Origin of the sequence: Luteimonas sp. TWI596 (assembly GCF_039674105.1) — a bacterium.
In the GTDB taxonomy this organism is placed as follows: domain Bacteria; phylum Pseudomonadota; class Gammaproteobacteria; order Xanthomonadales; family Xanthomonadaceae; genus Luteimonas.
Genome location: NZ_JBDJMU010000012.1, coordinates 89,727 through 114,844 on the forward strand (window position 1 = coordinate 89,727; position 25,118 = coordinate 114,844).

Annotated in this window: 22 protein-coding genes; 12 read left to right on the forward strand and 10 right to left on the reverse strand. The window is 68.9% G+C overall.

What is annotated here, in order from left to right; all coding sequences use genetic code 11:
- Positions 1-116 precede the first annotated feature (116 nt).
- Both ABE487_RS10995 and ABE487_RS11000 read left to right on the forward strand, forming a co-directional pair.
- On the forward strand, positions 117-881 hold the full coding sequence (locus ABE487_RS10995; protein ID WP_346442021.1) for an SDR family oxidoreductase: 765 nt from the start codon (positions 117-119) through the stop codon (positions 879-881).
- A gap of 170 nt (positions 882-1,051) precedes the next feature.
- A complete protein-coding gene (locus tag ABE487_RS11000) occupies positions 1,052-1,438 on the forward strand; it encodes an ester cyclase (protein WP_346452389.1) in 387 nt (128 codons plus the stop codon).
- A 58-nt stretch (positions 1,439-1,496) separates the two neighbouring features.
- On the opposite strand, the gene ABE487_RS11005 is transcribed toward ABE487_RS11000, so the two are convergent.
- Positions 1,497-2,423 (reverse strand): LysR family transcriptional regulator, encoded by a 927-nt coding sequence (locus ABE487_RS11005; protein WP_346452388.1) that lies wholly within the window; start codon positions 2,421-2,423, stop codon positions 1,497-1,499.
- A 92-nt stretch (positions 2,424-2,515) separates the two neighbouring features.
- On the opposite strand from ABE487_RS11005, the gene ABE487_RS11010 reads away from it, so the two are divergent.
- From ABE487_RS11010 to ABE487_RS11020, 3 genes are all read left to right on the forward strand, one after another.
- Entirely contained in the window at positions 2,516-2,992 is a 477-nt protein-coding gene (locus ABE487_RS11010) for a DMT family transporter (RefSeq protein WP_346442018.1), read from the forward strand.
- Between the two features lie 94 nt (positions 2,993-3,086).
- A complete protein-coding gene (locus ABE487_RS11015; RefSeq protein ID WP_346442017.1) occupies positions 3,087-3,821 on the forward strand; it encodes a helix-turn-helix domain-containing protein in 735 nt (244 codons plus the stop codon).
- Between the two features lie 97 nt (positions 3,822-3,918).
- Positions 3,919-4,269: a VOC family protein gene (locus ABE487_RS11020; RefSeq protein WP_346442016.1), complete on the forward strand. Its 351-nt coding sequence runs from the start codon at positions 3,919-3,921 to the stop codon at positions 4,267-4,269.
- 162 nt (positions 4,270-4,431) lie between these two features.
- Here the strand turns inward: ABE487_RS11020 and ABE487_RS11025 are convergent, their stop codons facing one another.
- The gene (locus ABE487_RS11025) at positions 4,432-5,106 is read right to left on the reverse strand and encodes a hypothetical protein (protein WP_346442015.1); all 675 of its coding nucleotides are present in this window, start codon (positions 5,104-5,106) and stop codon (positions 4,432-4,434) included.
- Between the two features lie 288 nt (positions 5,107-5,394).
- Here ABE487_RS11025 and ABE487_RS11030 point away from each other — a divergent pair, with 288 nt between their 5' ends.
- Positions 5,395-5,790 (forward strand): GFA family protein, encoded by a 396-nt coding sequence (locus tag ABE487_RS11030; RefSeq protein ID WP_346442014.1) that lies wholly within the window; start codon positions 5,395-5,397, stop codon positions 5,788-5,790.
- On the forward strand, positions 5,790-6,611 hold the full coding sequence (locus tag ABE487_RS11035) for a trypsin-like serine protease (protein ID WP_346452398.1): 822 nt from the start codon (positions 5,790-5,792) through the stop codon (positions 6,609-6,611). Before ABE487_RS11030 ends, ABE487_RS11035 begins: the two co-directional genes overlap by 1 nt.
- Positions 6,612-6,644: 33 nt before the next feature.
- On the opposite strand, the gene ABE487_RS11040 is transcribed toward ABE487_RS11035, so the two are convergent.
- The 3 genes from ABE487_RS11040 to mgtE all read right to left on the reverse strand — a co-directional run bounded on the left by ABE487_RS11040 (position 6,645) and on the right by mgtE (position 9,297).
- Positions 6,645-7,370, reverse strand: a complete 726-nt coding sequence (locus ABE487_RS11040; RefSeq protein ID WP_346442012.1) for an ankyrin repeat domain-containing protein — start codon at positions 7,368-7,370, stop codon at positions 6,645-6,647.
- 103 nt (positions 7,371-7,473) lie between these two features.
- Positions 7,474-7,818: a hypothetical protein gene (locus ABE487_RS11045; protein ID WP_346442011.1), complete on the reverse strand. Its 345-nt coding sequence runs from the start codon at positions 7,816-7,818 to the stop codon at positions 7,474-7,476.
- Between the two features lie 132 nt (positions 7,819-7,950).
- A complete protein-coding gene (gene mgtE, locus ABE487_RS11050) occupies positions 7,951-9,297 on the reverse strand; it encodes a magnesium transporter (RefSeq protein ID WP_346452387.1) in 1,347 nt (448 codons plus the stop codon).
- Positions 9,298-9,587: 290 nt separating this feature from the next.
- On the opposite strand from mgtE, the gene ABE487_RS11055 reads away from it, so the two are divergent.
- The 4 genes from ABE487_RS11055 (at position 9,588) to ABE487_RS11070 (ending at position 13,875) form a co-directional block, all read left to right on the forward strand.
- Positions 9,588-10,691 (forward strand): catalase family peroxidase, encoded by a 1,104-nt coding sequence (locus ABE487_RS11055; protein WP_346452897.1) that lies wholly within the window; start codon positions 9,588-9,590, stop codon positions 10,689-10,691.
- Positions 10,688-11,242, forward strand: coding sequence for a cytochrome b/b6 domain-containing protein (locus ABE487_RS11060; protein WP_346452385.1), 555 nt, complete (start codon positions 10,688-10,690; stop codon positions 11,240-11,242). The genes ABE487_RS11055 and ABE487_RS11060 overlap by 4 nt, the downstream gene beginning before the upstream one ends.
- An 82-nt stretch (positions 11,243-11,324) precedes the next feature.
- Positions 11,325-11,906 (forward strand): hypothetical protein, encoded by a 582-nt coding sequence (locus tag ABE487_RS11065; protein WP_346452384.1) that lies wholly within the window; start codon positions 11,325-11,327, stop codon positions 11,904-11,906.
- Between the two features lie 61 nt (positions 11,907-11,967).
- On the forward strand, positions 11,968-13,875 hold the full coding sequence (locus ABE487_RS11070) for an SLC13 family permease (RefSeq protein WP_346452383.1): 1,908 nt from the start codon (positions 11,968-11,970) through the stop codon (positions 13,873-13,875).
- Between the two features lie 40 nt (positions 13,876-13,915).
- Here ABE487_RS11070 and ABE487_RS11075 read toward each other — a convergent pair whose 3' ends face one another.
- Positions 13,916-14,074 carry a hypothetical protein gene (locus ABE487_RS11075; RefSeq protein ID WP_346452382.1) on the reverse strand — a complete coding sequence of 53 codons (159 nt, stop codon included), beginning with the start codon at positions 14,072-14,074 and terminating at the stop codon, positions 13,916-13,918.
- A 212-nt stretch (positions 14,075-14,286) separates the two neighbouring features.
- Positions 14,287-17,064 carry a TonB-dependent receptor gene (locus tag ABE487_RS11080; protein ID WP_346452381.1) on the reverse strand — a complete coding sequence of 926 codons (2,778 nt, stop codon included), beginning with the start codon at positions 17,062-17,064 and terminating at the stop codon, positions 14,287-14,289.
- Between the two features lie 302 nt (positions 17,065-17,366).
- Here ABE487_RS11080 and htpG point away from each other — a divergent pair, with 302 nt between their 5' ends.
- Positions 17,367-19,274 (forward strand): molecular chaperone HtpG, encoded by a 1,908-nt coding sequence (gene htpG, locus ABE487_RS11085; protein ID WP_346452380.1) that lies wholly within the window; start codon positions 17,367-17,369, stop codon positions 19,272-19,274.
- Between the two features lie 396 nt (positions 19,275-19,670).
- On the opposite strand, the gene ABE487_RS11090 is transcribed toward htpG, so the two are convergent.
- From ABE487_RS11090 to ABE487_RS11100, 3 genes are read right to left on the reverse strand one after another with little or no spacing between them, the layout of a single operon-like run.
- The gene (locus tag ABE487_RS11090; protein WP_346452898.1) at positions 19,671-21,137 is read right to left on the reverse strand and encodes an efflux transporter outer membrane subunit; all 1,467 of its coding nucleotides are present in this window, start codon (positions 21,135-21,137) and stop codon (positions 19,671-19,673) included.
- A complete protein-coding gene (locus ABE487_RS11095) occupies positions 21,131-21,883 on the reverse strand; it encodes an SDR family oxidoreductase (RefSeq protein WP_346452378.1) in 753 nt (250 codons plus the stop codon). Before ABE487_RS11095 ends, ABE487_RS11090 begins: the two co-directional genes overlap by 7 nt.
- 19 nt (positions 21,884-21,902) lie before the next feature.
- Entirely contained in the window at positions 21,903-25,073 is a 3,171-nt protein-coding gene (locus ABE487_RS11100) for a multidrug efflux RND transporter permease subunit (RefSeq protein ID WP_346452377.1), read from the reverse strand.
- Positions 25,074-25,118 lie beyond the last annotated feature (45 nt).

Sequence of the window (25,118 nt, forward strand, 5' to 3'; positions counted from 1 at the left end):
CGTGTGCCGCATCGCCAAGCGCGTGCGCGGTCTTCCAATGTCGTGTCCGAACATGGCGAGCGCAGCTTCCATTCGGCGCCCATGCTCCGCGCTCCTTCGAGACAGTGGAGAGACGTATGCAACGTTTGCACGGCAAGGTCGCGCTCATCACGGGCGCCAGTTCCGGCATCGGCCAGTCCGCGGCGCATCTATTCGCGCGCGAGGGCGCCTGTGTGGTGCTGGGCGCACGCCGCGAAGCGCGGCTAGGGGCTATTGCGACGCAGATTATCGACGCCGGCGGTCAGGCTGCGTGGCTGGCCGGCGACGTGCGTGAGGAAGCCTACGCACAGGCGCTGGTCGCACTGGCGACCTCACGCTTCGGCGGACTGGACATCGCGTTCAACAATGCCGGCACGCTCGGAGCGCTGGTCCCGACCACGACGCTTGAGGCACAGGCCTGGCGCGAGGCGCTTGACATCAATCTCAGCGGCGCGTTCTTCGGCGCCAAGCACCAGATTCCGGCGATGCTGGCACGCGGGGGTGGGTCGCTGATCTTCACTTCCACCTTCGTCGGCCACACCGTTGGCTTCCCCTGTACCGCCGCGTATGCCGCCAGCAAGGCCGGCCTGATCGGTCTGACCCGGGCGCTGGCCGCCGAGTTCGGTCCGCAGGCGATCCGGGTCAATGCGTTGCTGCCCGGCGGCACGCACACGCCGATGGCGGAAGAGATGAACGGCACACCGGAGGCATTGGCGCAGGTCGCGCAACTGCATGCACTCAAACGGTTGGCGCAGCCCGAGGAGCTTGCACGCTCTGCGCTGTTCCTGGCTTCGGAAGAGGCGACGTTCCTGACGGGCAGCGCGATGCTGGTCGATGGCGGCGTGTCGATCAATCGCACTTGAACCGAGGACATGGGGGCACACATCGGACACGGCAATGCCAATGCGTTTCCGGGGCCGGGCTCGACATCGTGCTGTGTCGCGAGTGCGCGCCCGGCGGTCGTCGAGCCAGGCGCTCTTGGTCAGGCCTCAGTTGGGCACATCTGTCTGCATAACGGAGGGTGACACCACGCATGCGAAAGCTTGAGAGTGAAGCGATCTACCGCGACTACATCGCCTGCCTCAATGCGCGGGACTGGGTTCGCCTTGGACAGTTTGCCCATGACGATGGCCGTCATGACGACGGGCCGCTCGGCCTCGATGGCGATCGCGCGATGCTCGAAAATGATCTCGCGCAGATTCCGGATCTGCACTTCGAGATCGAGAGGCTGATCGCCGATCCGCGGCAGGTGGCATGCAGGCATCGCTTCGATGTCACTTCGCGTGGCGAGTTCCTGGGTCTGCCTGTGAATGGCCGCCGTATCACGTTCTGCGAACACGCCCTGTGTGCGTTTCGGGACCAGAAGATCCACGAGGTCTGGTCGATCATCGACAAGGCCGCGGTCGAGGCCCAGCTCTAAACCGGGGTCAGAGTGCATTTTTCGGCGGCGCCCGCGTTCGTGGGCGCGGGCGGCAGCCTCAATCCGTCGCGGCAGGGTGTCCCACCTGGGCCACGCGCATGACCGTGTCGCGCAACCAGGTGTGCGATGGGTCGCGCTCCCGACGTTGATGCCAGATCAGGTCGAAGTCGAACGGGGGGATCGCCAGCGGCGGCGCGAAGATGCGCAGGCGCGGGTCCGCGGCGACGGAGTCGAGATTGCGCCGGGCGACGGTCAGGATCAGATCGGTGCCGGCGATCAGGTCGTTGGCGACGCCCCAGTGCGGCAGGGTCATGGCGACCCGCCTGTGCAGGCCGTCGCGTGCGAGCGCACGGTCGATCTCGTTGTCGCTCTCCGCGCGCAGGGCGACCAGCACGTGCGGCCGCGCCAGCCAGGCCTGGCGATCGAGCGTGCCGCTTGGCGGCACTGTCGACGCATCGGCCAGACTGGCGAAGTCCTCGACGAAGAGCGTGTGCCTGCGCACCGGTTCCGGGTGTCGCCCGGGAAAGACGCCCAACGCCATCTCGATCTCGCCGTCGATGATGTCGGCCAGCATCGATTCGCGGCTGGCCTGGCTGACGACGAGGTCGATTCCCGGCGCCTGGCTGCGCAGCGTGCGTGCCAGCCCCGGCAGGAGCACGCGCGCGCCGTAGTCCGACATGGCCAGGCGGACTGTCCGCCGTGCGGACGCCCGGTCGAACGCCGGCGGGTCGAGCAGCGCGCCGAGTTGTTCGAGCGCTTCGGTCAGCGGCTGCACCAAGGCGCTCGCCCGCTCGGTGAGGTCGAGCTTGCCCGCGCGTCGGACCAGCAGCGGATCGTCGAACAGCCGGCGCAGGTGGGCCAGTGCGTGGCTCACTGCCGGCTGGCTCCTGTGCAGACGCAACGCCGCGCGGGAGATATGCCGCTCCGACAGCAAGGCATGCAGGGTGACCAGCAGGTTGAGATCCATCCGCCTCAAATTATTCATGCGAAGAATAATGGATCATCGAAGTTCGAATTTCCATTCGTAGATCTGATCCGTAGAGTGAGGCGCAGACCCCGACGACTTGGAGCGAACGCATGTCTTCTCCGCTTTCCTATGCCGGCGCAGGCTTGGCGCTGGCCGCCGTCATCGCCGGCGCGCTGGTGCCGTTCCAGGCCGGCAGCAATGCCGCACTGGGGCGCGCACTTGGCCATCCGCTGTGGGCGACCGTCACCTCGCTGCTGGTCAGCCTGCTGGTGGTGCTGCCGGTCATCGTGGCGATGCGGGCGCCATCACCCGCCCTCGGCCAGGTGGGCGCGTTGCCGATCTGGGCCTGGTTCGGCGGCGTCGCCGGCGTGATCTACATCACCTCGGCGCTGATGCTGACCCCGCGCCTGGGCGCGACCAGCTTCATCGTCTGCGTCGTCGCCGGCCAGATGCTCACGTCCCTGCTGATCGACCACTTCGGGCTGATGGGCTTGCCGGTCAAGGAGGCGAACCTGGGCCGCATCGGCGGCGTGCTGACGATCCTCGCCGGCATGGCGATGGTGCAGTGGTCGTCGACGGTGCGTTAGGGCGGCCACGCAAGGCACGGCATCGTGGGATGCCATCTTGCTCGACAGCCCACTGAGATGGCCGGCGTCGCGCCCCCAATGCCATCATCGCGGCATGTCCCGTGACCCCGAGCCGCCCGTGTCGGCCTATGCAGAAGGGCTGCCGCCGGCGGCCTTGCGCGACCGCGTCAGGCGCGTCTGGTGCTTCCAGTCCGGCGGTTCGCCGGTGGCGCCGCTGATCCTGCCGGACGGATGCGTCGACCTGATCTGGGATGGCGCCCGGCTGTTCATCGCCGGTCCCGACCAGCAAGCCATGCCCGCCCAACTCGCGCCGGGGGCCACGCTCACCGGCCTGCGCCTGGCGCCGGGTGTGGCACACCGCCTGCTCGGCATGCCGATGCAGGCGCTCGCCGATCAGCGCATCGCCGCCGAGGCCGTGATCGGCCCGCGCGCAGGCGCGCTGGAGCGTCGCCTGGCCGACGGCGACGATCCGGCCCGGACCTTGCTCGCGGCAGTGGGTGCGCGCTCGGTGCAGCCCGACCCGCGCATGGCCTGGGTGTTCGCGCAGCTGAGCGGGTTGGCGGCGCCGCGCCTCCCCGAGCTGGCGCGGCAGCTGGGTCTCAGTGAGCGGAGCCTGCACCGCCACTGCCTGCAGGCCTTCGGTTATGGGCCCAAGGTGCTGGATCGCGTGCTGCGCCTGCAGCGGTGGCTGCGCCTGGCGTCGGGTGCGGTCACGCTGACGCGGGCCGCGCTCGATGCCGGCTACGCCGATGCGACCCATCTGGCGCACGACGTGCGGCGCTTGACCGGGCTGACCCCGACGTCGTTGCTGCGCGATCACGGCCATTGAGCCTGCGCAGCCATCGCACGGCCGGCTGTCCGATTCTTGCAAGCCGCCGGGGTCGCGACACCCGACAATGCCCGCTCCCCGACTGCCAGGATTCGTCATGACCCGCTCCGACGCGCATCACCGCATCGACTATCTCGAGTACGCCGTGGCCTCCATCGAGGCGTCGCGGCGCTTCTATGGCGAGGCCTTCGGCTGGACGTTCCAGGATTACGGCCCCGACTACTGCGAGTTCCGCGATGGCCGCCTGACCGGCGGTTTCTTCCACGGCACGCCGACGCCCGGCGGGGCGCTTGTGGTGCTGGGCTCGGATGATCTCGTCGCCAGCGAGGCCGCGGTGCTGCGGGCGGGCGGTCGCCTCGTCCGCCCGGCGTTCGACTTCCCGGGTGGGCGACGCTTCCATTTCGCCGATCCCGATGGCTACGAGCTCGCGGTCTGGTCCCAGGCCTGAGGCCACCGCCGCCGCATTGCACGACGCGGCGCGGTGACTTCCTTCCGGGGAGGATGCTCGAAGGCGCAGGCCGACGGGCCGATCCGGCCATCGGCGTGCCGGCGACGTGCAGCGGGCCCGCCGATGGCTTGCCGCGCCGGCCGGCGACCGCGTGCGGGTCGCTCAGAGGTAGGCGAGGAGCATGTGGCCGGCCAAGAACGCCAGAAAGCCGATGAGCACGTAGGCGGCCATGAACGAGAACACCCAGTCCTGGCGCAGTTGCAGGCGTAGCGTTTCGTCCGGCGGCAGTGTGCCCGCCTCCAGGCGCTTGCGGTCGCCGCTCAGCAACAGCATCGCCAGCCCCAGGCTGATCGCCATCGGCACGTACACCACCATCAGCGTGGCGAGGCTGGAGAACGAACTGCGCCCGGCGCTGAAGCGAGCGAGGAAGGCGTTCAGGGCTTCGTGGTGCCTCAAGGGCGCATACGCGGCCAACAACGAGGCGATGCCGACGACGTAGAGCGCGGTGTACAGCGCCCGCTGTTGCCAGGTCGTGCGGACGCGCGGCACAGGCGGGCTGGCGACGCCGATCACCGGCACCGCCGCACCGGGCCGCAACTCGCCTGCTGCCGTCTTGCGGCTGACGTCCCAGAACCGCCGGTACAGCGCGCGGTGCACGATCGGCAGGCCGACGACACTCAGCAGGCCGGTCAGCATCATGTTGAGGATGGCGTCGGCCGAGACCTCGACCGTGGTGTACACGTTGATCGCGTAGACCAGCCCGATCCACGCGAGCAGCAGCCCGGCCACCAGTGTCCCGCACAACAGGTAGAGGCCGAGCTGGCGGACGAACGTCATGACGAGGGCGGGCAATGGCGAAAGGCGCCCGGTGTGGGCATCGGCATCGTAGCGGGCCAGGAAGGCCTGCCGGAAGCGGCGATGCGGGTCCGTTGGAAGGTGGCACCGGCAAATGCCGGTACCTGCGATGAGGCGCACAATGCGCCTCTCTTCCTATGAGGGATGTGCGATGGCGCTTTCGGCCCTGTCTGCCTCGATCCGGCGCGATGTCGGTGCTGCCGTCGTGTCCGCCGTCTTGCCTGGGCTGGGTCGCCACGCCGCAGTCGGCTCCCTCGCGGGGCCGCAGCCATGACCGGCTTGCCTGGCGGCAAACGCACGGTCGTGGGCACCTGCCACTGCAAGGCCGTCGCGTTCGAGGTCGACCTGACCGACGGCTTCGAGAACATCCGCCGCTGCAACTGCTCGCTGTGCAGCCGCAAGGGCGCGATCATGGCCGGCGCGACGCTGGACCGGCTACGCGTGATCCGTGGCGCGGATGTGCTGACGCTGTACCAGTGGAACACGAAGATCGCCAAGCACTGGTTCTGCAGCGTATGCGGTATCTACACCCATCATCAGCGCCGCAGCGTGCCGACCGAGTACGGCTTCAACCTGGCGTGCATCGAGGGCATCGATCTCGACGCGATCGACGAGATCGGCCGCAGCAATGGCGCAGCGCAAAGCCTCGTGGGTGACACCGCGTGATCCGGGCCCTTGGCGCTGTGATCCTGCTCGCGGCGTGCTCGACCGCCGGCGCGGTCGTCGTGCGTGACGATGTCGACGATGGCCAGTATCGGGTGCCGGCCTCCGAGCTTCCCGCGCTGGTCGACATGCCGGGCGAAGGGCATGGCGTGCTGATCGCGCCGAGCTGGATCGTGACCGCCGCACACACGCTGCCCATGCATGGCAGGCTCGAATCGGTCGTTTTGGACGGGCGATCGCGTGAGGTCGCCGACGTCGTGGTCCATCCCGGCTACAGGACGCTGCCGCAATCGTTGATCGACCAGGCGATGGCCAGTGGCGAGGCGATGCTGATCGTGGTGTTCCTGGCCGGGTCGGACGACATCGCGCTGGTCCGATTGAAGCAGCCGGTCGAGGACGTCTTGCCGGTCGGGCTCTATCGCGGCACCGACGAGGCCGGGCACGTGGTCAAGCTTCTTGGTAAAGGTGCGACCGGGACAGGGGCGACGGGGCACGACCCGGGCGGCCCGAATCGCACCGTGCTTCGTCGCGCATACAACCGGGTCAGCAGCGCGCACGAGCGTTGGCTGTGCTACGTCTTCGACGCACCGCCAGCGGCGATCCCACTGGAAGGGGCGCTCGGCAATGGCGACAGTGGCGGTCCATTGCTCATCGAAACCGACGGGCAATGGCGGCTGGCCGGACTGGGGGCCTGGAAGGTCGTGGCAGGCGACGTGAGGACGGCGCGGCCCGGGCGCTACGGCCAGACGACCTGCAACGTGCGCCTGGGTCACTACGCCGATTGGATCGAGGACGTGATGTCCGGGCAGGCGTCGGCTTCCTGATCGATCACGACGCCGCGATGGGCGTCCGGCTCCTCAGCGCGTCGGCGCGGACTCGAGGTGCGCCCGGATCCACAGATAGTCGCGGCGCACCGGCGCGTCCAGCACCGAGGGATCGCCGTCGTAGAGATAGGTACCGACCGTGGCGCCGGTGTCGTCGGTGGCCTGCGGGTCGGCACCGGCCTCCATGAACCGCTTTACCGACGGGATGTCGTTGACCAACGCGGCCTGATGGAGCGGGGTGAGGCCCGCGCGGTCGCGGACATCGAGTCTGGCGCCGGCAGCGAGCAAGCGTTCGATATTGTCGGGTTCGCGGGCGCGCAGCGCCTCGAATAGTGCCGTCTGGCCGTTGCGCGGGTTGGGCACGTCCACGGCGACGCCGTGTTCGAGCAGCAGTCCGATCCAGTCGTCGTCCTTGGACAGCGCGGCTTCGTGCAGTGCGGTGCGGCCCTTGGCATCGCCACGGGTGGGGTCGGCGCCGAGCGTGAGCAGCAAGCGCACGGCCTCACGGTCGCCCTGGCGGATCAGCCAGTTGAGCGCGGGGGTGCCGTCCTCGTCGGTGGCGTTGGGGTTGGCGCCTGCCGTGAGCAGCTGGCGCGCGAGCGCGGTATCGCCGCTGCGGACAGCCGCAAGCAACTGGGCCTGGTCGGGATTGGCGAACGTGGGCGCGTCCGGGGTCATCGGCGAGTGTCCTTGGGTGCAACCGGAGGTCGCCAGCAGCAGGGCAGCGAGCAGCAGGTGCGGAAGCGGGCGACGGTTCATGGTGCGCAGCATGCCGCAAGAGGCGTCAAGCCGCGTGTGATCTCCACCCACAGACCGCGCCGCGCAGCGCTGTGCGGAGGTCGCGCACGCACCGCGTCGCGGCTCACTTGAACGGATTGAGGAAGTCGACCACCTTGCCGGCGCCCTCGGTCACGCCGCGACCGAAGTCGCGCGCGCCATCGGCCACGGTCTGCGCCACATCACCGGCGGTGTCGCTGACGGTCTGGCCCAGGTCGCCAGCGACGGCGCCTGCGCCGTTGAGCAGACTGCCCACGACCCAGCTCTCCGGGGTCGCGCCGGGGCCGTTGCGCAGCACCTCGCCGACCGCGCCCAGGCCGGTCGCGAGACCGGCGCCGAGTGCGTCGATACCGGCATCGAGCCGCCCACCGAGCTTGTCGCCGACGCTGGGACCGAGCGCGGGATCGGTGGGTGTGCCGTGTTCATCCATTCGCAGGGAGTGAGGCACGACAGTCGTCGCCGCGCAGGCGGCGAACTACTCGGGCAGACCCGAGTGGAACGGCCGGGACGGGGCTCAACCCGACGCCTGGGGCGCGGCCGCATATGCCGTCCTGCTGCGGCGCTACAGCAGCGTGCCGCCGAGGATCGCGGCGGCGATGCTGAAGTAGATGACCAGGCCGCTGACGTCGACCAGCGTGGCGACGAACGGCGCCGAGGCGCTGGCCGGATCGAAGCCGAGCCGTTGCAGGATGAACGGCAGCATCGAGCCGGCCAACGACCCGAACGTGACGATGCCCAGCAGTGCCGCGCCGATGGTCAGGGCGATGAGCATCCAGTGCGGGCCGTAGTCGTAGAAGCCGGCCAGCTGCCAGGTGGCGATGCGCGCGATGCCGAGCAGGCCGAGAATCGCGCCGAGGGTCATGCCGGTCGGCAATTCGCGCAGGACGACGCGCCACCAGTCGCGCAGGCGGATCTCCTGCAGGGCGAGACTGCGGATCAGCAGCGAGGTGGCCTGGCCGCCGGAGTTGCCGCCCGAGCTCATGATCAGCGGGATGAACAGCGTCAGCACCAGCGCCTTGGACAGTGCGTCCTCGTAGTGCTGCATCGCGCTGGCGGTGAGCATTTCGCCGAGGAACAGCACGCTCAGCCAGCCGGCGCGTTTGCGGATCATGGCCAGAAAGCCGATCTGCATGTACGGCCGGTCCAGCGCCTCGACACCGCCGAAGCGGTGGACGTCCTCGTTGGACTCGGCGATCAGCGCATCGAGCACGTCGTCGACGGTGACGATCCCCACGACCTGCCGCTGCGGGTCGAGCACCGGGATCGCCAGCAGGTCGTGGCGGCGGATCAGGCGGGCGACTTCTTCCTGGTCGGTGGTCGGGGTCACGAACACCGGTGGATTGGTCTGCGCGGCGTCGAGGATCGGCGCGTCGGGATCGGCGGTGATCAGCCGGCGCAACGTCACCACCTGCTGCAGCGCGCGGGTCTTCGGGTCGAGCACGTAGATCGCGTAGATCGTCTCGCGGTCGCGTTCGACCTCGCGCACGTGCTGCAGCACCTCGCCGGCGCGCTGGTCGGCGGCGACGCTGACGAACTCGGTCGTCATCAGGCTGCCGGCGCTGCCGGCTGGGTAATGCATCAGTCCGCGCAATGCCTGCTGCGTCGTGGCGGGCAGCGTGCCGATCAAGCGCTCGCGCTCGTCGGTCTCCAGGGCCAACAGCAGGTCGGCGGCGCGGTCGTCGGCCATGGCGTCGAGCAGCGCGCTGGCCTGCGCGGGCGGCAACCGCTGCAGGATCTGCGCGGCGTGGGTCAGCTCGGGCTGTTCGAGCAGGCGCACCCCGCGCGCAGGAGGAACCTGCGCGACCAGGTGCGCGGCCTCCGCGAGGTCCAGTCGATTGAGATGCTCGACGGCATCGGCGGTGTTGAAGGCCGCCAACGGGCCGGTGGCGGTGGGGTGCTGCTTGAACATGGGCTGCCTCGCAGTGCCGCAACAGCGGCACGGGCAGCCTGTCCTAGCGGACTCAGGCCGTCGTTGCCGTGGGCGGCGTCAAAGATCGACTGGGACTGTCGCTGGACATCGGAAGGTGTTCCGCGAAAAAAGGACGCGGGTGCGTCGCGGTGCGCGAAGTCTGGTCGCGTGACCCGTCGGGGTCAACCCGTATGGCGTGCGCCGGTCGGTCGCGGTTGTGCGGATTGCCCTGCACGGCGCGTTCTGCGTCTGGGCGTATGCTCGGCCGCAGCCACCTGTCGGACGCCATGATGCCTGCCGCCGAGCCGTCGTCTCCTGGTCCTGCACGCCGCCGCGCGCTGTGGGCGTACGCCGCCATTGCCGCGATCGTCGGCGCCCTGGTCCTGCTGTTCGCCTGGACCGCCGGCGGGTTGAGCCCCGGGCGGTTGACCCCCGCGCGCATGACCGATGCCATCGAGGCGACCTCGACCACGCCGTTTCCCGGATTCCGACGTGCGCATGCGAAAGGCATCTGCGTGGCCGGCCATTTCGAGGGGCACCCGGCGGGGCGCGCGCTGAGCCGGGCCGCGGTGTTCGACAACGCACGCACCCCGGTGCTCGGCCGGCTGTCGATCGGGGGCGGCTCGCCGTACGGCCTGGACGCGCAAGCGCGGGTGCGCAGCATGGCGCTGGTGCTCGACGGCGCGGACGGCAGTCAATGGCGCATGGCGATGAACAGTTTTCCGTTCTTCGGCGCGGCGTCGATCGAGACGTTCCTCGAACAGACCCGCGCGTCCGCGCCGGATCCGGCGACCGGCAAGCCCGATCCCGAACGCATGGCGGTGTTCGCCGCGCGTCATCCCGAGGCGCAGCGCTTCGCCGCCTGGGCCAAGGCCGCGCCGTGGTCGGACAGCTTCGCCAACACCCAATACAACGGCATCCATGCCTACCGCTTTGTCGATGCCGCAGGCGTATCGCGGTGGGTGCGCTGGTCGATGCGGCCGCAGGCGCCGTTCGTGGAGATGGACGCCGCGCAGCGCGAGGTCGCCGAGCGCGACTACCTGCAGGACGAGCTGCGCGCGCGGCTGGCCCGCGGCCCGCTGCGCTGGGACATGGTCGTCACCCTCGCAGGCCCCGAAGACGACACCCGCGACCCGAGCACGCCTTGGCCGGCGGCACGCGAGCAGGTGAGCGTGGGTACCTTGGTGCTGACCCAGGCGCAGGATCAGGCGACGGGTGCGTGCCGTGACCTCAATTTCGATCCCACGATCGTGCCGCCCGGCGTGGCCCTGTCCGACGATCCGATCCTCGCCGCCCGCGCGGCGGTCTATGCGCAGTCCTTCGACCGCCGCGAGCGCGAGATCGCGCGCGGCGCCGACGTCACTGGCGTGGCGCCGCCGGAGGCCGCGCGATGAGCCCGCGGCCCGACCACCACGATGCGTTCGCCCGGCTGCTGCACTGGAGCATGGCGATGCTGATCCTGGCGATGCTGTTCATCGGCGTGACGATGGTCGTCTCGATGACGCTGCGCCCCGCGTTGCTTGCGCTGCACCGGCCGATCGGGGCGTTGTTGCTGGTGTTGGTGGTCGTGCGCCTGGCGCATCGCCTGATGCGCCGCACGCCGGCGCTGCCGCTTGATCTGCCGCGTTGGCAGCGCGCCGCCGCACACGCTTCGCACGTCGCCCTGTATGTGCTGATGCTGGCCATGCCGCTGATCGGCTGGGCGATGGTATCGGCCGCCGGCAATCCGGTGCTGCTGTGGGGCGAGGTGCGGCTGCCGGCGATCGCCCCCCACGACCCGGCGCTCTACAGCGTGCTGCGCGCCGCGCACGCCTGGCTCGCCCGTGCGCTGCTAGCGGTGATCGCGCTGCACTTGGCCGCAGCCCTCCATCATGTCTGGGTACGCCAGGATGGGGTGTTCCGGACGATGGCACCCTGGCCGCTCGGGCGGCGCGCGCGGCCTTGATCACGCGTGCCGGTCGTCGCGGTATCGGTATTTGGCTTCGCTTCATCGACAATACGGCGATCGCCCCTCACCGAGTCCCGCTATGTTCGGACGTTTGAAGCGCAAGCCGCAGCCGGCGGTGGTCACTGTCAGCCTCAATGCGCGGTTGGCGCCCTTCGATCGCGCGGCGCTCGAGGATGCGTTCTGCGATCTGTGCCGGCATCGCGAGATCGATGCGGAGGTCGTGGGCGGCGGCACGCTGCTGGCGGAGACCGGCGAGGTCAAGAATTGCGACATCGAGATCCAGCTGACCGATGCCTCGCAGGCCCAGATCGACTTCGTCCGCGATGCCTTCACCGCGATGCTCGCGCCGATCGGCTCGCGCCTGCATGTGCCCGATCGCGACGCGCCGATCGTGTTCGGCGCCCATCAGGGCCTGGCGCTCTACCTCAATGGCGCCGATCTGCCGCAGTCGGTGTATGACACGTGCGACATCCATCGCGTCGTCGAAGAATGCGAGCGCCTGCTGGGCGAGCGCGGCATGGTCAACAGCCATTGGCAGGGGCCGAGCGAGACTGCGCTCTACATGTACGGCGCCGATTTCGAGCAAATGCACGCGGCGATTCGCCCGTTCCTCGACGATTACCCGCTGTGTCGGCAATGCAGGGTGGAGCGGATCGCGTGACCGACTGGGCAAGCAATGACCCCGTCCTGACGATGGCGGTGATACTGGCGCCGGACGACGTGTGTCCTCGCCGCTGCGTGCACTGCTGCGGATGCTCTGCTTTTCATGGATGCGCATGCAGACCGACCAGATCCTGATCCTTTGCATCCTCACTTGCACAGTGGCCCTGTTCCTGTGGGGGCGCTGGCGCCACGACATGGTGGCGGGTGCGTCGTTGCTGGCCTGCGTGTCGATCGGCTTGGTCGAACCTGAGCAGGCCTTTTCCGGCTTCGCACATCCGGCGGTGATCACTGTCGCCTGCGTGCTCGTGCTCAGTCGCGGGTTGCAGCTCTCCGGCGCCGTGGACGCTCTGATGCGCGTTGCGCTGCCACGCAGCGCCGGGCCGACGCTGTCGATCGCGGCGCTGACCATGTTGGCGGCGTTGCTGTCAGCCTTCATGAACAACGTCGGCGCGCTGGCCTTACTGATGCCGATCGCGGTGCAGGTTGCGCGCAAGCAGGGCCTGGCCGCTGGCCAGATTCTCATGCCGCTGGCGTTCGGCTCGATTCTTGGCGGCATGACCACCTTGATCGGCACGCCGCCCAATCTGATCGTTTCCGGCTTCCGGGCAGAAGCCGGAGACGGCGGTTTCACGATGTTCGATTTCTCGCCTGTGGGCGTCTCGGTCGCTGCGGCCGGGGTGTTGCTGATCGCAGTCGGCGGCTGGCGGCTGGTGCCGGCGCGCCGCAACGCAGGTGCGGAGAGCTTCGATACCGGCGCCTACCTGACCGAGGCCAAGGTGCCCGAAGGCGCCAAGGCCGTCGGCCGGAGCGTACGCGAGATCGAGACCATGCTCGACGAGCACGAGGCGCAGGTGGTCGGCATCGTGCAGAACGCATTCCGCGTGCACGCTCCAAGCCCCGACCGCATTGTGCGTGCCGGCGACATCCTGGTGCTGGAAGCCGATGTCGGCGCGCTGCCCGGCGCGTTGGCGCACTTGGGGCTGATGCTCGAAGAGGATGTCCGCGATGACGATGCGGACCACGCGCACCCGAAAGAAGAAGAGACAGACATCGCGCGCGACAATGCCGACGAAGACGATGACGACGCCGAGGAGCGACGGACCCCGCACAGCGATATCGTGCTGCAGGAGATCACAGTGCTGCCCGGGTCCGCGCTGGTCGGACGCAGCGCCACCGATCTGTCGCTGCGCACGCAGTACAGCATCAACCTGCTGGCGCTCGCGCGCGAGGGCAAGCGCTCGATGAAGCGCCTGCGTTCGCGTGTGCTCCGTGCCGGCGACCTGTTGCTGCTGCAAGGGACGACGGCGTCGATCTCCGCATTCGCCTCGCAATTTGGCGGGGTGCCGCTGGCGGCGCGCGAACTGCGCATGCCCGATCGGCGCAAAGCGATCACCGCCACCGCGATCCTGGCAGGGGCCATCGCGATTGCCGCTTTCGGCCTGGCGCCTGCACCGGTCGCCTTCGCGCTCGGCGTGCTGGCGTCAATGGCATTGGGCACAGTGCCGCCGCGCGAGGTCTACACGGCGATCGACTGGCCGGTGATCGTATTGCTGGCGGCGCTGATTCCCGTAGCCGGTGCGATGGAGTCGACTGGAACCGCCGAGCGGATTGCACGCGTGATGTTCGAAACGGTGGCCCAGGGCAATCCGGTGATCGGGCTCGCGCTCGTGCTGGTGGTCACGATGACACTGTCGGACCTGATGAACAATGCTGCGACGGCAGCGGTGATGTGCCCGATCGCGATCGGAGCGGCGGCGACGCTCGGCGTGAGTGCCGACCCGTATCTGATGGCGGTGGCGATCGGTGCCTCGTGCGCGTTTCTCACGCCGATCGGACACCAGAACAACACGCTGATTCTCGGGCCGGGCGGCTTCCGCTTCGGCGACTACTGGCGGCTCGGATTGCCCGTCCAACTGGTCGTGTTCGCGGTGTCGATGCCGATGCTGCTGTCCGTCTGGCCCCTGTAGCCACCTCTGGTGGGCTGCCGGGGCAAGCGCGGCACAACGCTCAGGCGGCCTGGCGCACGTCGAGGTAAGTCGGCTGGGCAGGCGCAGGTGCGGGCGCGTCGGTGACAGGTGGCGCGGCGGGCATGGCCGGCGGCGGGACATGCTTGCCCTCCATGACCATGGCCAGTACCTCGAACGCGGAATAGGGCAGGACGTTCATAGCGGCTCCGGGTGACGGCGAGTGGCGGTGCATCGCCGGTGGGTGTGGCCCCAAGGTAGGGCCGCCCTGGACGCCCGGCATTGATGCAGATCAACCGTCGGTGCGCAGATGGCCGCACGGATTCACGTGTCGATCCGCATCGTGCTTTCTGGCTGCAGACATGCGGACGCCCCGACAAGCGGGGCGTCCGAGTCCTGCCGATTGCGGGAAGGTCAGTCGAACTTGAACTTCGCGCCGACGGTGAAGTAGCGGCCGATCGCGCCGCTGAAGTCCATCGGGTTGTAGTTGATGGCGCCGTAGGTCAACGGGTCGAGCGGTGCGACACGATCGGTGAGGTTGGCAACCGAGCCGAACAGCTCCCAGTGCTCGGCCGGCATCCAGCGCGCCGACAGGTCGATCGTGTAGAACGAGGGCAGCTTGCAGCCACGCGGGGCGTCGTCGCCGTTGGCGAAGCCGTTCGCGCAGTCGGTGTCGCTCGCCTCGGTGACGTTGCGCAGGCTGTCGCGCCAGTTGACGACGCTGCTGATGGTGAACTGATCCATCTCCCACGTGGCGCCGAAGTTCGCCTTGTTCTTCGGTGTGCCGATGCAGTTGGTCACATCGCAGTTGCCGTGGGTGCCGGCGAACTCGTACACCGTGCCATCGACATCCTCGCGCGCGAACTTGCTGATGTGGGTGAACTGCAGGTCCAGCCGCAGGCGGCCCGCATTGCCCAGTTCGAATCGCTGCTCGAGGTCGACGTCGAAGCCCTCGACAGTGGTCGAGGAGGCGTTCTCATAGCCCACCAGCACCGCGAGGATCGAGCCACTGCCCGGCGTGCCCGGAATCTCGTTGGTGCCGCGGATCACGTTGGCACCGCCGGCGGCGATCGCCGCGTCGGCGCTGCCGCCGAAGATCTCGTCGGTGCGCTTGATGCGGAACGCGTCGAGTGCGAGCGAGCCGCCGGTCCAGGGCGAGAGCACCAGGCCGAGGGTCGTGCTCTTGGATTCCTCGGGGCGCAGATCCGGATTGGGCGAGGTGATCAGCGCGATCGAGCCGGCATCGCAGTCCTGCGGTTCGTGGCCGGGCGCGGCGCAGCGCACCGGGTCGACCGCGGTGCTGAAGGCGGCCAGGCCGCCGGTGCCGGCCTCGGCCGGGTTCGGGGCACGGAAGCCCTCGGCATAGGTGCCGCGCAGCGCGATCCAGTCGCTGGGCGACCACTTCACGCCGACTTTGGGCGTGGTCGAGGTCTCGCCGCCGTCGTACTTGTCCACGCGCAGCGCGCCGGTCAGTTCCAGAGTCTCGTGCACCGGCGCCTGCAACTCGACGTAGGCGCTGGAGACCTTCTCCACGCCGCCGTAGGCCGAGTAGCCCAGGCCGATGATGTCGCCGATGTCGGTGTAGGTCTGCGGCGTCAGCAGCACCGACTGGCGGCGGTACTCGGCACCGACTGCCAGGCCCAGCGGACCGCCGGCCAGGTCGGCCAGCGAACGCGTGGCCTTGGCGTCGATGATGTCCAGGCGAGTGCGCCCGGTGGCGCGGATGCGTGGCGAGATGTAGTCGTAAAGCGCTTGGCTATTGCGGCCGGCGTCGTCGCCGATGCGCCACCAGCCGACCGGGCTGTTGGGGTCTTCGAGCGCGGTCTTGACGTGGCTGTAGCGCAAAAAGCCGGTGCGCTCGTTGGTCAGGTCGGTGCCCGAGTGCAGGTAGCCGACGTCGTAGTCCCACGCCCCGGCGGTGCCCTTGAAGCCGAGCAGCAGGCGCATGAAGCGACTGTCGTTGTAGGTCGTGCGTGGGCCGACGTCGAACGCGGCGTAGCGCAGGCGGTTGGCCGTGCCCGGATACGGGTTGTCCGGATGGTCCGGGCCAAGCACGACCGCGCCGGGGCCCGGATCGGACGCATTGACCGGGCCGCCCGGATAGCCCCAGGCGCCCGACGCACTCGAGGGCGTGTTCTGGAACACGGTCTGCTTGTTGGCGATGCCCAGTTCCATGTACAGCTCGCTGCTGTCGCCGACCGCGAATGCGGCGCGCGAGAAGAAGTTCACGTACTTCTCTTCGGGCGACAGGTCGCGGAATCGGGCCACATCCCACAGACAGCCGCCGGCTGGATCCTGCGGGGTCACATCCGACAGACCCGCGCAGCCGGGCAGCGACTCGAAGCGGCCGGTGACCGGGTTCTGGACCGCGCCGTTTGGACTGGCGCCGGCGCCGGTGCCGCCGCCGGTGATCCGGCCGGGCAGGTTGCCGCCGATGCCGTAGCCCCAGCGGCGGGTGTCGCCGGTGCCGATCCAGTCGCGGTTGCGGCGGTCGTAGAGCCGGATGGCGTCGGTCTTGGCCGCTTCGATACTGAAGAAGGCGTTGTAGCCGTCCTCGGTCAGACTGCCGGTGCCCGCGGTCAGCGACGCCTTGGGCTGGTCGCCGCCGCCATCGTCCGACCAGCCGTACGACACGGTCGCCACTGCGCCGGTGAAGTCGGTGCGCAGGATCACGTTGACCACGCCGGCGATCGCGTCCGAGCCATAGACCGACGATGCGCCGTCCTTGAGCACCTCGATGCGCTCGACCGCATCGAGCGGGATCGTGCTCAGGTCGGTGAACACCTTCTGGCCGTCGTCGGCCAGGCCGAACGGTGCCATGCGGCGGCCGTTGAGCAGCACCAGCGTCGAGCCGGCGCCCAGGCCGCGCAGCGAGATGGCCGCACCGCCGCCGGCGAAGCCGTTGCCGAAGCTCTTGGGCACCGAGCCCGCGCCATCGACCGCCAGGCTTTGCAGGTACTCGCCGACCGTGGTCTTGCCAGTGCGGTCGATCTGCTCGCGCGAGATCACCTGCACCGGCGACGCGGTCTCGGTGTCGGTGCGCGGGATGTTGGAGCCGGTCACGGTGATGCGGTCCAGCGTGGTGATGGTCTGCTGCGCGGTGGCCTGCATCGGCGCGATGGCGGCGAGCGCGAGGGGGATCGACAGGGCGAGCGCACGGCGGCGCAAGGGACGGCGGACGGGCGATGTCATGGAAAGGGTCCTGAGCTGGAAAGCGACGACGGAACGGGGGATCCCGGTCGCCCACACACGCGTGCGGGGCGGCTGCCGCAGTTAAGATCTCGTTAATGTGACAAGCGCGTGAGGTCGCGCAATTCATCCAATGACGAGCCTGGTGTGTTCAACGGCGGTTAATTCCGCTGAATGGGCTGCGATCTTGCACCCAGCGCTCGACCGGACCTGGCGGGGTATGTGTCGGTGCCAGGTGCCCCCGGCTTGATTCCGCGGCAGCCAGACCAATATCGGCGCTCTCGCAACACGCCACACGGACCGCCATGACCGCCACCACCGAGACCCACAAGTTCGAAGCCGAAGTCGCCCAGGTGCTGCACCTGGTGACGCACTCGCTGTACTCGCACAAGGAGATCTTCCTGCGCGAGCTGATCTCCAACGCCTCCGATGCCTGCGACAAGCTGCGCTTCGAGTCGATCGCCAATCCCGAGCTGCTGGCCGGCAGCAGCGAACTGCATATCGACGTGAGCTGGGACAAGGCTGCACGCACGGTGACGATCCGCGACAACGGCATCGGCATGACCCGCGATGACGTGGTCGCCAACATCGGCACCATCGCCAGCTCCGGCACACGGCGGTTCCTGGAAGCGATGAGCGGCGAGCAGAAGGCCGACGCGCGACTGATCGGCCAGTTCGGTGTGGGCTTCTATTCGGCCTTCGTCGTCGCCGACCGGGTGACCGTGCGCACCCGCCACGCCGGCGCCGCCCCCGAAGCCGGCGTGAAGTGGGAGAGCGACGGCCGCGGCGAGTACGCGCTCGAGGACGTCACGCTGCCCGAGCGCGGCACCACGGTGGTCCTGCACCTGAAGGCCGACGAGGACGAGTTCCTCGACGGCTGGAAGCTGCGCGCGCTGGTGCGCAAGTACTCCGATCATGTTGCGTTCCCGATCCGCATGCCCAAGGACGCGCCGTCGCCGGCCGACGACGCATCGGACGAGGACGCGACCAAGGCCGACGCCGCGCCGGAGTGGGAAACCGCCAACGACGCCTCGGCGCTGTGGACCAAGCCCAAGTCCGAGATCTCAGACGAGGAATACCAGAACTTCTACAAGGCGCTCGGCCACGACTTCAACGACGCGGCTGCGTGGACCCACAACCGCGTCGAGGGCAGCCAGAGCTTCACCACGCTGCTGTACCTGCCGTCGCAGCCGCCGTTCGACCTGATGATGGGTGGCCGCGACGAGCGCAAGGGCCTGAAGCTCTACATCAAGCGCGTGTTCGTCATGGACGCGGCCGAGGAACTGCTGCCCAACTACCTGCGCTTCGTGCGCGGCGTCGTCGACGCCGACGACCTGCCGCTCAACGTCAGCCGCGAACTGCTGCAGCACAACCGTCAGCTCGAGCGCATCAAGGGCGCGTGCGTCAAGCGCGTGCTCGACTTGATCGAGAAGCTCGCACGCGACGACGCCGACAAGTTCGCCGCGTTCTACAAGGCCTTCGGCAACACGCTCAAGGAAGGCATCGTCGAGGATCCCGGCAACCGCGAGCGCATCGCCAAGCTGCTGCGCTTCGCCTCGACCCAGGGCGAGGGCGCGGCGCAGACCGTGTCGCTGGACGACTACGTCGGGCGCATGGCCGTGGGCCAGGACACGATCTGGTACATCACCGCCGACGGCTACGCCGCCGCGGCCGGCAGCCCGCAGCTCGAGGCCTTCCGCGCGAAGGATATCGAGGTGCTGCTGATGTTCGACCGCATTGACGAGTGGATGCTCGGTCACCTGCACGAGTACGCCGGCAAGTCGCTGAAGAACGTCGCCAAGGGCGAGCTGCCACTCGATGCCGCCGACAAGGCCAAGCAGGAAGAGGCCGCGAAGGCCGCCGCGCCGCTGATCGAGCGGCTCAAGGGCCTGCTCGGCGAGCGCGTGGGCGAGGTGCGCGTGTCCGCCCGCCTGACCGATTCGCCCTCGTGCCTGGCGCTGGCCGATTACGAGATGGCCCCGCACCTGGCGCGGCTGCTGCGTGAGGCCGGCCAGGCGATCCCCGACAGCAAGCCGACGCTGGAGATCAATCCGCAGCACGCGTTGCTGCAGCGGATCGAAGCCGAGGCCGATGACGCCAAGGCGACCGACCTGGCCACGCTGTTGCTCGAGCAGGCCGAGATCGCCGCCGGTGCCCCGCTGCCCGACCCGGCAGCCTTCGTGCAGCGCCTCAACCGCGTCTTGCTGGGCTGAGCTTGACGTGCCCTCCCCCGCAATGCGGGGGAGGGTTGGGTGGGGGCCGAGCAGGTCGCGGAGTGGATGCGCAAAGCGACTGCATGAAAGCCTTGCCCCCACCCGGCGCCGATAGCGCCGACCTCCCCCGCGAGCGGGGGAGGTGTGCTTTGCTCGCGCATGCCGCAACAGCGATGCGTGCGCGCGGTGCCGACTCCACGCCAATGGCGCGGCACCCTGAGCCCTCCCCCGCAATGCGGGGGAGGGTTGGGTGAGGGCCGAGCAGGTCGCGGGGTGGATGCGAAAAGCGACTGCATGAAAGCCTTCCCACACCCAACCCGGCGCCGACCTCCCCGCGAGCGGGGGAGATGTGCTGAGCGTTACGTGCCTGTGCTCGGGAAGGGGCGCGGGTGTCGATCAGCGTCGCGAGACCTGCGTGTCGAGGGCTTCGCGTTGGGGGAGCGATTGCGGCCAGCCGCCGGCGAGCGCCCGATACAGCGAGACGGCGCCGGTGGCGGTCCGGGTGCGGCCCGCGGCGAACGCGTCTTCTGCCTGCAGTTGCGTGCGCTCGGCGTCGAGGACGTCGAGCAGCCCGGTCGCGCCGGCTTCGAAGCGCATGCGGGCCAGCCGTGCAGCGCGCGCGCTGTCGCGGGCGGCGCGGGCGAGCTCGACATCTTCGTCGTGGGCGCGATCGAAGCGTGCCAGCGCGTTGCCCGTGTCCTCGAGCGCGCGCAGCACCGTCTGCTGGTAGCGCGCCAGTTCCAGTTCGGCGTCGGCATCGGCCGCAGCGATGCGGGCACGCACCCGCCCGATGTCGAGGAACGACCAGTCGATGCCCAGGGCCACGAGCCGGGTCTCGCTGTCGCGCTTGAACAGCGCGTCGACGTCGCCAGCCTGGCTGCCGATCAGGCCACCCAGGGTGAGCCTCGGAAACAGGTCGGCGGTCGCGACGCCCACGCGCGCGGTCGCGGCGTGCAGCCGGTGTTCGGCGGCCGAGACATCCGGGCGCAGCCGCAGCACGTCGGCCGGCGTGCCGGGGTCGATCGCGCGCGGCACGGCAGGCAGATCGCGCGCGGCGCTGAGGGCATCGCGCAGCGCGTCGGGCGTGCGGCCGGTCAGGACCGCGATGCGATGGATCGCGACCGCGATTTCGGCCTCCAGCGCCGGAATCCGCGATGCGGTCGAGGCCGCCTGCGCGGAGGCGCGCGCGCTGTCGAAGTCGCTGTCCTGGCCGGCGTTGCGGCGGGCCTCGACCAGCGCCAGCGTGTGCTGCTGGTTGCCGGCGTTCTCGGTCGCCACGCGCAACCGCTCTTGCAGCCCGCGCAGGTGCAGGTAGGCGGTCGCGACCTCGCCGACGATCGCGACCTGCAAGGCGCGCAGGTCGTCGGCGCTCGCGGCGGCTTCGGCGCGGCCGGCCTCGACGCCGCGCCGCACGCGGCCAAACAGGTCGAGCTCCCAGCTCGCGCCGATACCGGCCTCGAAGGCGTCGCTGTCGCGTGCGTCACGCGGCACGCCCGGTGCCTGGTCGGCGCTGGCGCGGCTGCTGGTTGCGCGGCCACTGGCGTCGATCGTCGGCAACTGGTCGAAACGCGCGCCGCGCAACAAGGCGTTGGCGCGATCGAAGCGGGCGAGCGCGATGCGCAGGTCGTGGTTGGCGGTCAACGCCTCGTCGACCAGCGCGGTGAGCTGCGGGTCGCCGAAGGCCTGCCAGAAAGCGCCATCGGCCGGTGCGGAGACGGGCAACGCCGCCGCCGCATCAGTCGCGGAGGCCTGCACGCCGAATGTCTCGGGCACCGCCATCGTCGGACGCACGTGGTCCGGGCCGACGGCGCAGGCGGCGAGCAGCGCCGTGGCCAAGGTGGCGATGAGCGGACGCGTCACCATGGCAGTGCCTGATCGAAGTAGAAGTAGCCGCCGGTCGGGCCGTCGTCGTCGATCAGCGCGAGCCGCACACTGGTGCGCGCGCCGTCGACGACCTCGAGCTCGCCGTTCTGTTCATCGCCGGCCTTGTTCATGTCGGTGCGCACGTAGCCGGGATGGATCGTGTTGACCTTGATGCCGGCGTCCTTGAGCACGTGCGCCAGGTGCACCGTCCACGCGTTCACCGCACTCTTGGATACGTTGTAGGCGGGCAGGCCCTTCATGTCGTAGATGAAGGAGGCCGGGTCCTGGTGCTGGCTGATCGAGCCGAGCAGGCTCGACACGTTGACGATCCGGCCCGCGTTGGACCTGTGCAGCAGCGGCAGCAGCGCCTGCGTGGTCGCGATCAGGCCGAACACGTTGGTCTCGAACGTCGTGCGCCAGGTGTCGAGCGATTGGCCGGTCGTGCCTTTCGTCGGGTCGTCGGCAACGATGCCGGCGTTGTTGACCAGGATGTCGAGACGGCCGTGGCGGGCCTCGATGGTCTTCGCGGCCTCGGCGATGCTGGCCGCGTCGGTGACGTCGAGTGCGATCGCCTCGACCGGCAGCCCTTCGGCCTGCAGCTTGAGCGCGGCCTCGACCGCGCGGTCGCGGTTGCGGCCGGCCAGCAGCGTGTGCACGCCGGTGGCGCTGAGCTGGCGCACGGTTTCCAGGCCGATGCCACGGGCGGCGCCGGTGACCAGAGCGATGCGGGAATCGGAAACGGACATGAGCAACTCCTAGTGGGGGTCAGGAATGGGCCGGTGCCACGGGGGCGACCGGGGCATGCGACACGAGTGGCCGGTTGGCGAGCTTGCGCATCGCGACGTAGAACACCGGCGTGAGGAACAGGCCGAAGAGCGTGACGCCCAACATGCCGGCGAACACCGTGATCCCGGTGATCGACCGGACCTCCGCGCCCGCACCGGTGGACAGCACCAGCGGCACGGTGCCGGCGATGAACGCGACCGAGGTCATGACGATCGGCCGCAGGCGCAGGCGGCTGGCTTCCAGCGCCGACGTGATGATGTCCTTGCCTTGCATCTCCAGTTCGCGGGCGAACTCCACGATCAGGATCGCGTTCTTGCAGGCCAGGCCCATCAGCACCACCAGACCCACCTGCACGAACACGTTGTTGTCGCCGCCGGCCAGCCACACGCCGAACAGAGCGGACAGCAACGTCATCGGCACGATCAGAATCACCGCCAGCGGCAGCGACCAGCTTTCGTACAGCGCGGCCAGCACCAGGAAGGCAAGCATCACCGCCAGCGGGAACACCACCAGCGCGGCGCCGCTCTGGTTGGACTGCTGGTAGCTCAGGTCGCTCCAGCCGATGCCCATGCCGTTCGGAAGCACCTGGCCGGCCAGCTCGGTGACCTTGGCCATCGCCTCGCCCGACGACAGCACGCGCGGGTCGGCATCGCCCAGCAGATCGGCGGCCGGATACCCGTTGAAGCGGATCACCGGGTCCGGGCCATACGTCTGGCGGACATGCACCATCGAGCCCACCGGCACCATTTCACCGGCCGCATTGCGCGTGCGCAGCGCGGCGATGTCCGACACGTCCTCGCGGAACGGACCGTCGGCCTGGGCGATGACCTGCCAGGTGCGGCCGAACATGTTGAAGTCGTTGACGTAGGCCGAGCCCAGATAGGTCTGCAGCGTGTCGAACAGCTCGGTCAGCGGCACACCCTGTGCCTTGGCCTTGACGCGATCGACCTCGGCATCGAGTTGCGGCACGTTGGCCTGGTAGCTGCTGATCGGATAGCCCAGTCCCGGCGTCTGCATCGCGGCCGCCTGGAAGGCCTGCACCGCGGCCTGCAGCTCGCCGTAGCCCAGACGCGTGCGGTCCTCGACGAACAGCGACCATCCCGAGCCGTTGCCCAGCCCCTGGATCGGCGGCGGCATGAAGGCAAAGGTGAAGCCTTCCTGGATGGTCGAGAACTTCTGGTTGAGTTCGGCGGTGATCGCCTCGGCGCTGCGGCTGCGTTCGGAGAACGGATCGAGCGTGAAGAACACCACGCCGTTGTTGGGCGTGTTGGTGAACTGCAGCGGGTTCAGGCCCGGGAACGCGATCTCGCTGGCGACGCCGTCGACCTCGCTGGCAAGGGCCGCCATCCGCTTGAGCACCGCGTCGGTGCGTTCGATCGATGCGCCTTCGGGCATTTTGACGCCTGCGATCACATACATCTTGTCCTGCACCGGGATGAAGCCCGCCGGCACGATCTTGAACATCAGGGCGGCGCCCGCCAGCAGCACGGCATAGACCACGAACACCGCGCCCCGACGGCCCAACGAACGCGAGACCGCACTTTCGTAGCGCTCGGAGCTGCGATGGAAGAAGCGGTTGAACGGACGGAACACCCAGCCGAACGCCCGATCGATGAGCTGGGTCAGCCGGTCCTTCGGCGCGCCGCGCGGTTGCAGCAGCTTGGCCGCCAGGGCCGGCGACAGCGTCAACGAGTTGATCGCCGAGATCACGGTGGAGATGGCAATGGTCACCGCGAACTGCTTGTAGAACTGACCGGTGACGCCGGTCAGGAAGGCCATCGGCACGAACACCGCGCACAGCACCAGCGCGATCGCGATGATCGGCCCGGACACCTCGCGCATCGCCAAGTGGGCCGCTTCCAGTGGGGAGGCGCCCAGCTCGATGTGGCGCTCAACGTTCTCCACCACCACGATGGCGTCGTCGACGACGATGCCGATCGCCAGCACCAGTCCGAACAGTGTGAGGGTGTTGATCGAGTAGCCGAGCAGGTACAGCACCGCGAACGTGCCGACGATCGACACCGGGACCGCGAGCAGCGGAATGATCGATGCGCGCCAGGTCTGCAGGAACAGGATCACCACCAGCACCACCAGCAGCGTGGCTTCGATCAGCGTCGTCACCACCGACTTGATGGAATCGCGCACGAAGATCGTGGTGTCGTAGATCGACTGGATCTCCACGCCGGGCGGGAGCGAAGGCCGCAGCCGTTCCATCGTCTCGACCACGCCGTCGCGGATCTCGAGCGCGTTCGCGCCCGGCGCCTGGAAGACACCGATGGCCGCGGCGTTCTTGCCGTCCAGGCGCGCGCGCAGCGTGTAGTCGCCGGCGGCCAGTTCGATCCGGGCCACATCCGCCAGACGCACCAGCTCGCCGTCGCTGCCGGCCTTGAGCACGATGTCGCCGAATTCCTCGACGGTCTCCAGGCGGCCCTTGGCATTGATCGGCAGCAGGAAGTCGCTGCCGTTGGGCATCGGTTCGGCACCGAGCTGGCCTGCGGACACCTGCACGTTCTGTTCGCGCACCGAACGCACCACGTCACCGGCGGTCAGGCCGCGCGCGGCGATCTTGTCGGGGTCCAGCCACAAGCGCATGGCGTAGTCGCCACCGCCGAAGACCTGGGCATCGCCCACGCCTGCGATCTTGGCGATCTCGTCCTTGACGTGCAGACGCATGTAGTTGCGCAGGTACAGCGAATCGTAGCGGCCGTCCTGGGAGGTCAGGTGTACGACCATCAGGAACACCGGCGACTGCTTCTGCGTGGTCACGCCCTGCCGCCGGACGTCCTCGGGCAGTCGCGCCTGCGCCTGCGCCACGCGGTTTTGGACGCGCACCGCCGCGTCATCGGCGTCGGTGCCGGGCTTGAAGGTCACGGTGAGCTGCAGCACGCCGTCGGAGCCGGCCACGGACTTGATGTACATCATGTCCTCGACCCCGTTGATGGCTTCTTCGAGCGGGGTCGCCACCGTTTCGGCGATCACCTTCGGGTTGGCGCCGGGGTACACGGTGCGCACGACCACCGAGGGCGGCACGACTTCCGGGTACTCGCCAATCGGCAGCAAGGGAAGCGCGATCAGGCCGCCGGCGAAGATCAGGATCGACAGCACCGCGGCGAAGATCGGCCGGTCGATGAAGAAGCGGGAAAAGTCCACGGGAGCATCCTTGTGGGCGGCGCGAAGGCCGCAGCGAAAGAAAAC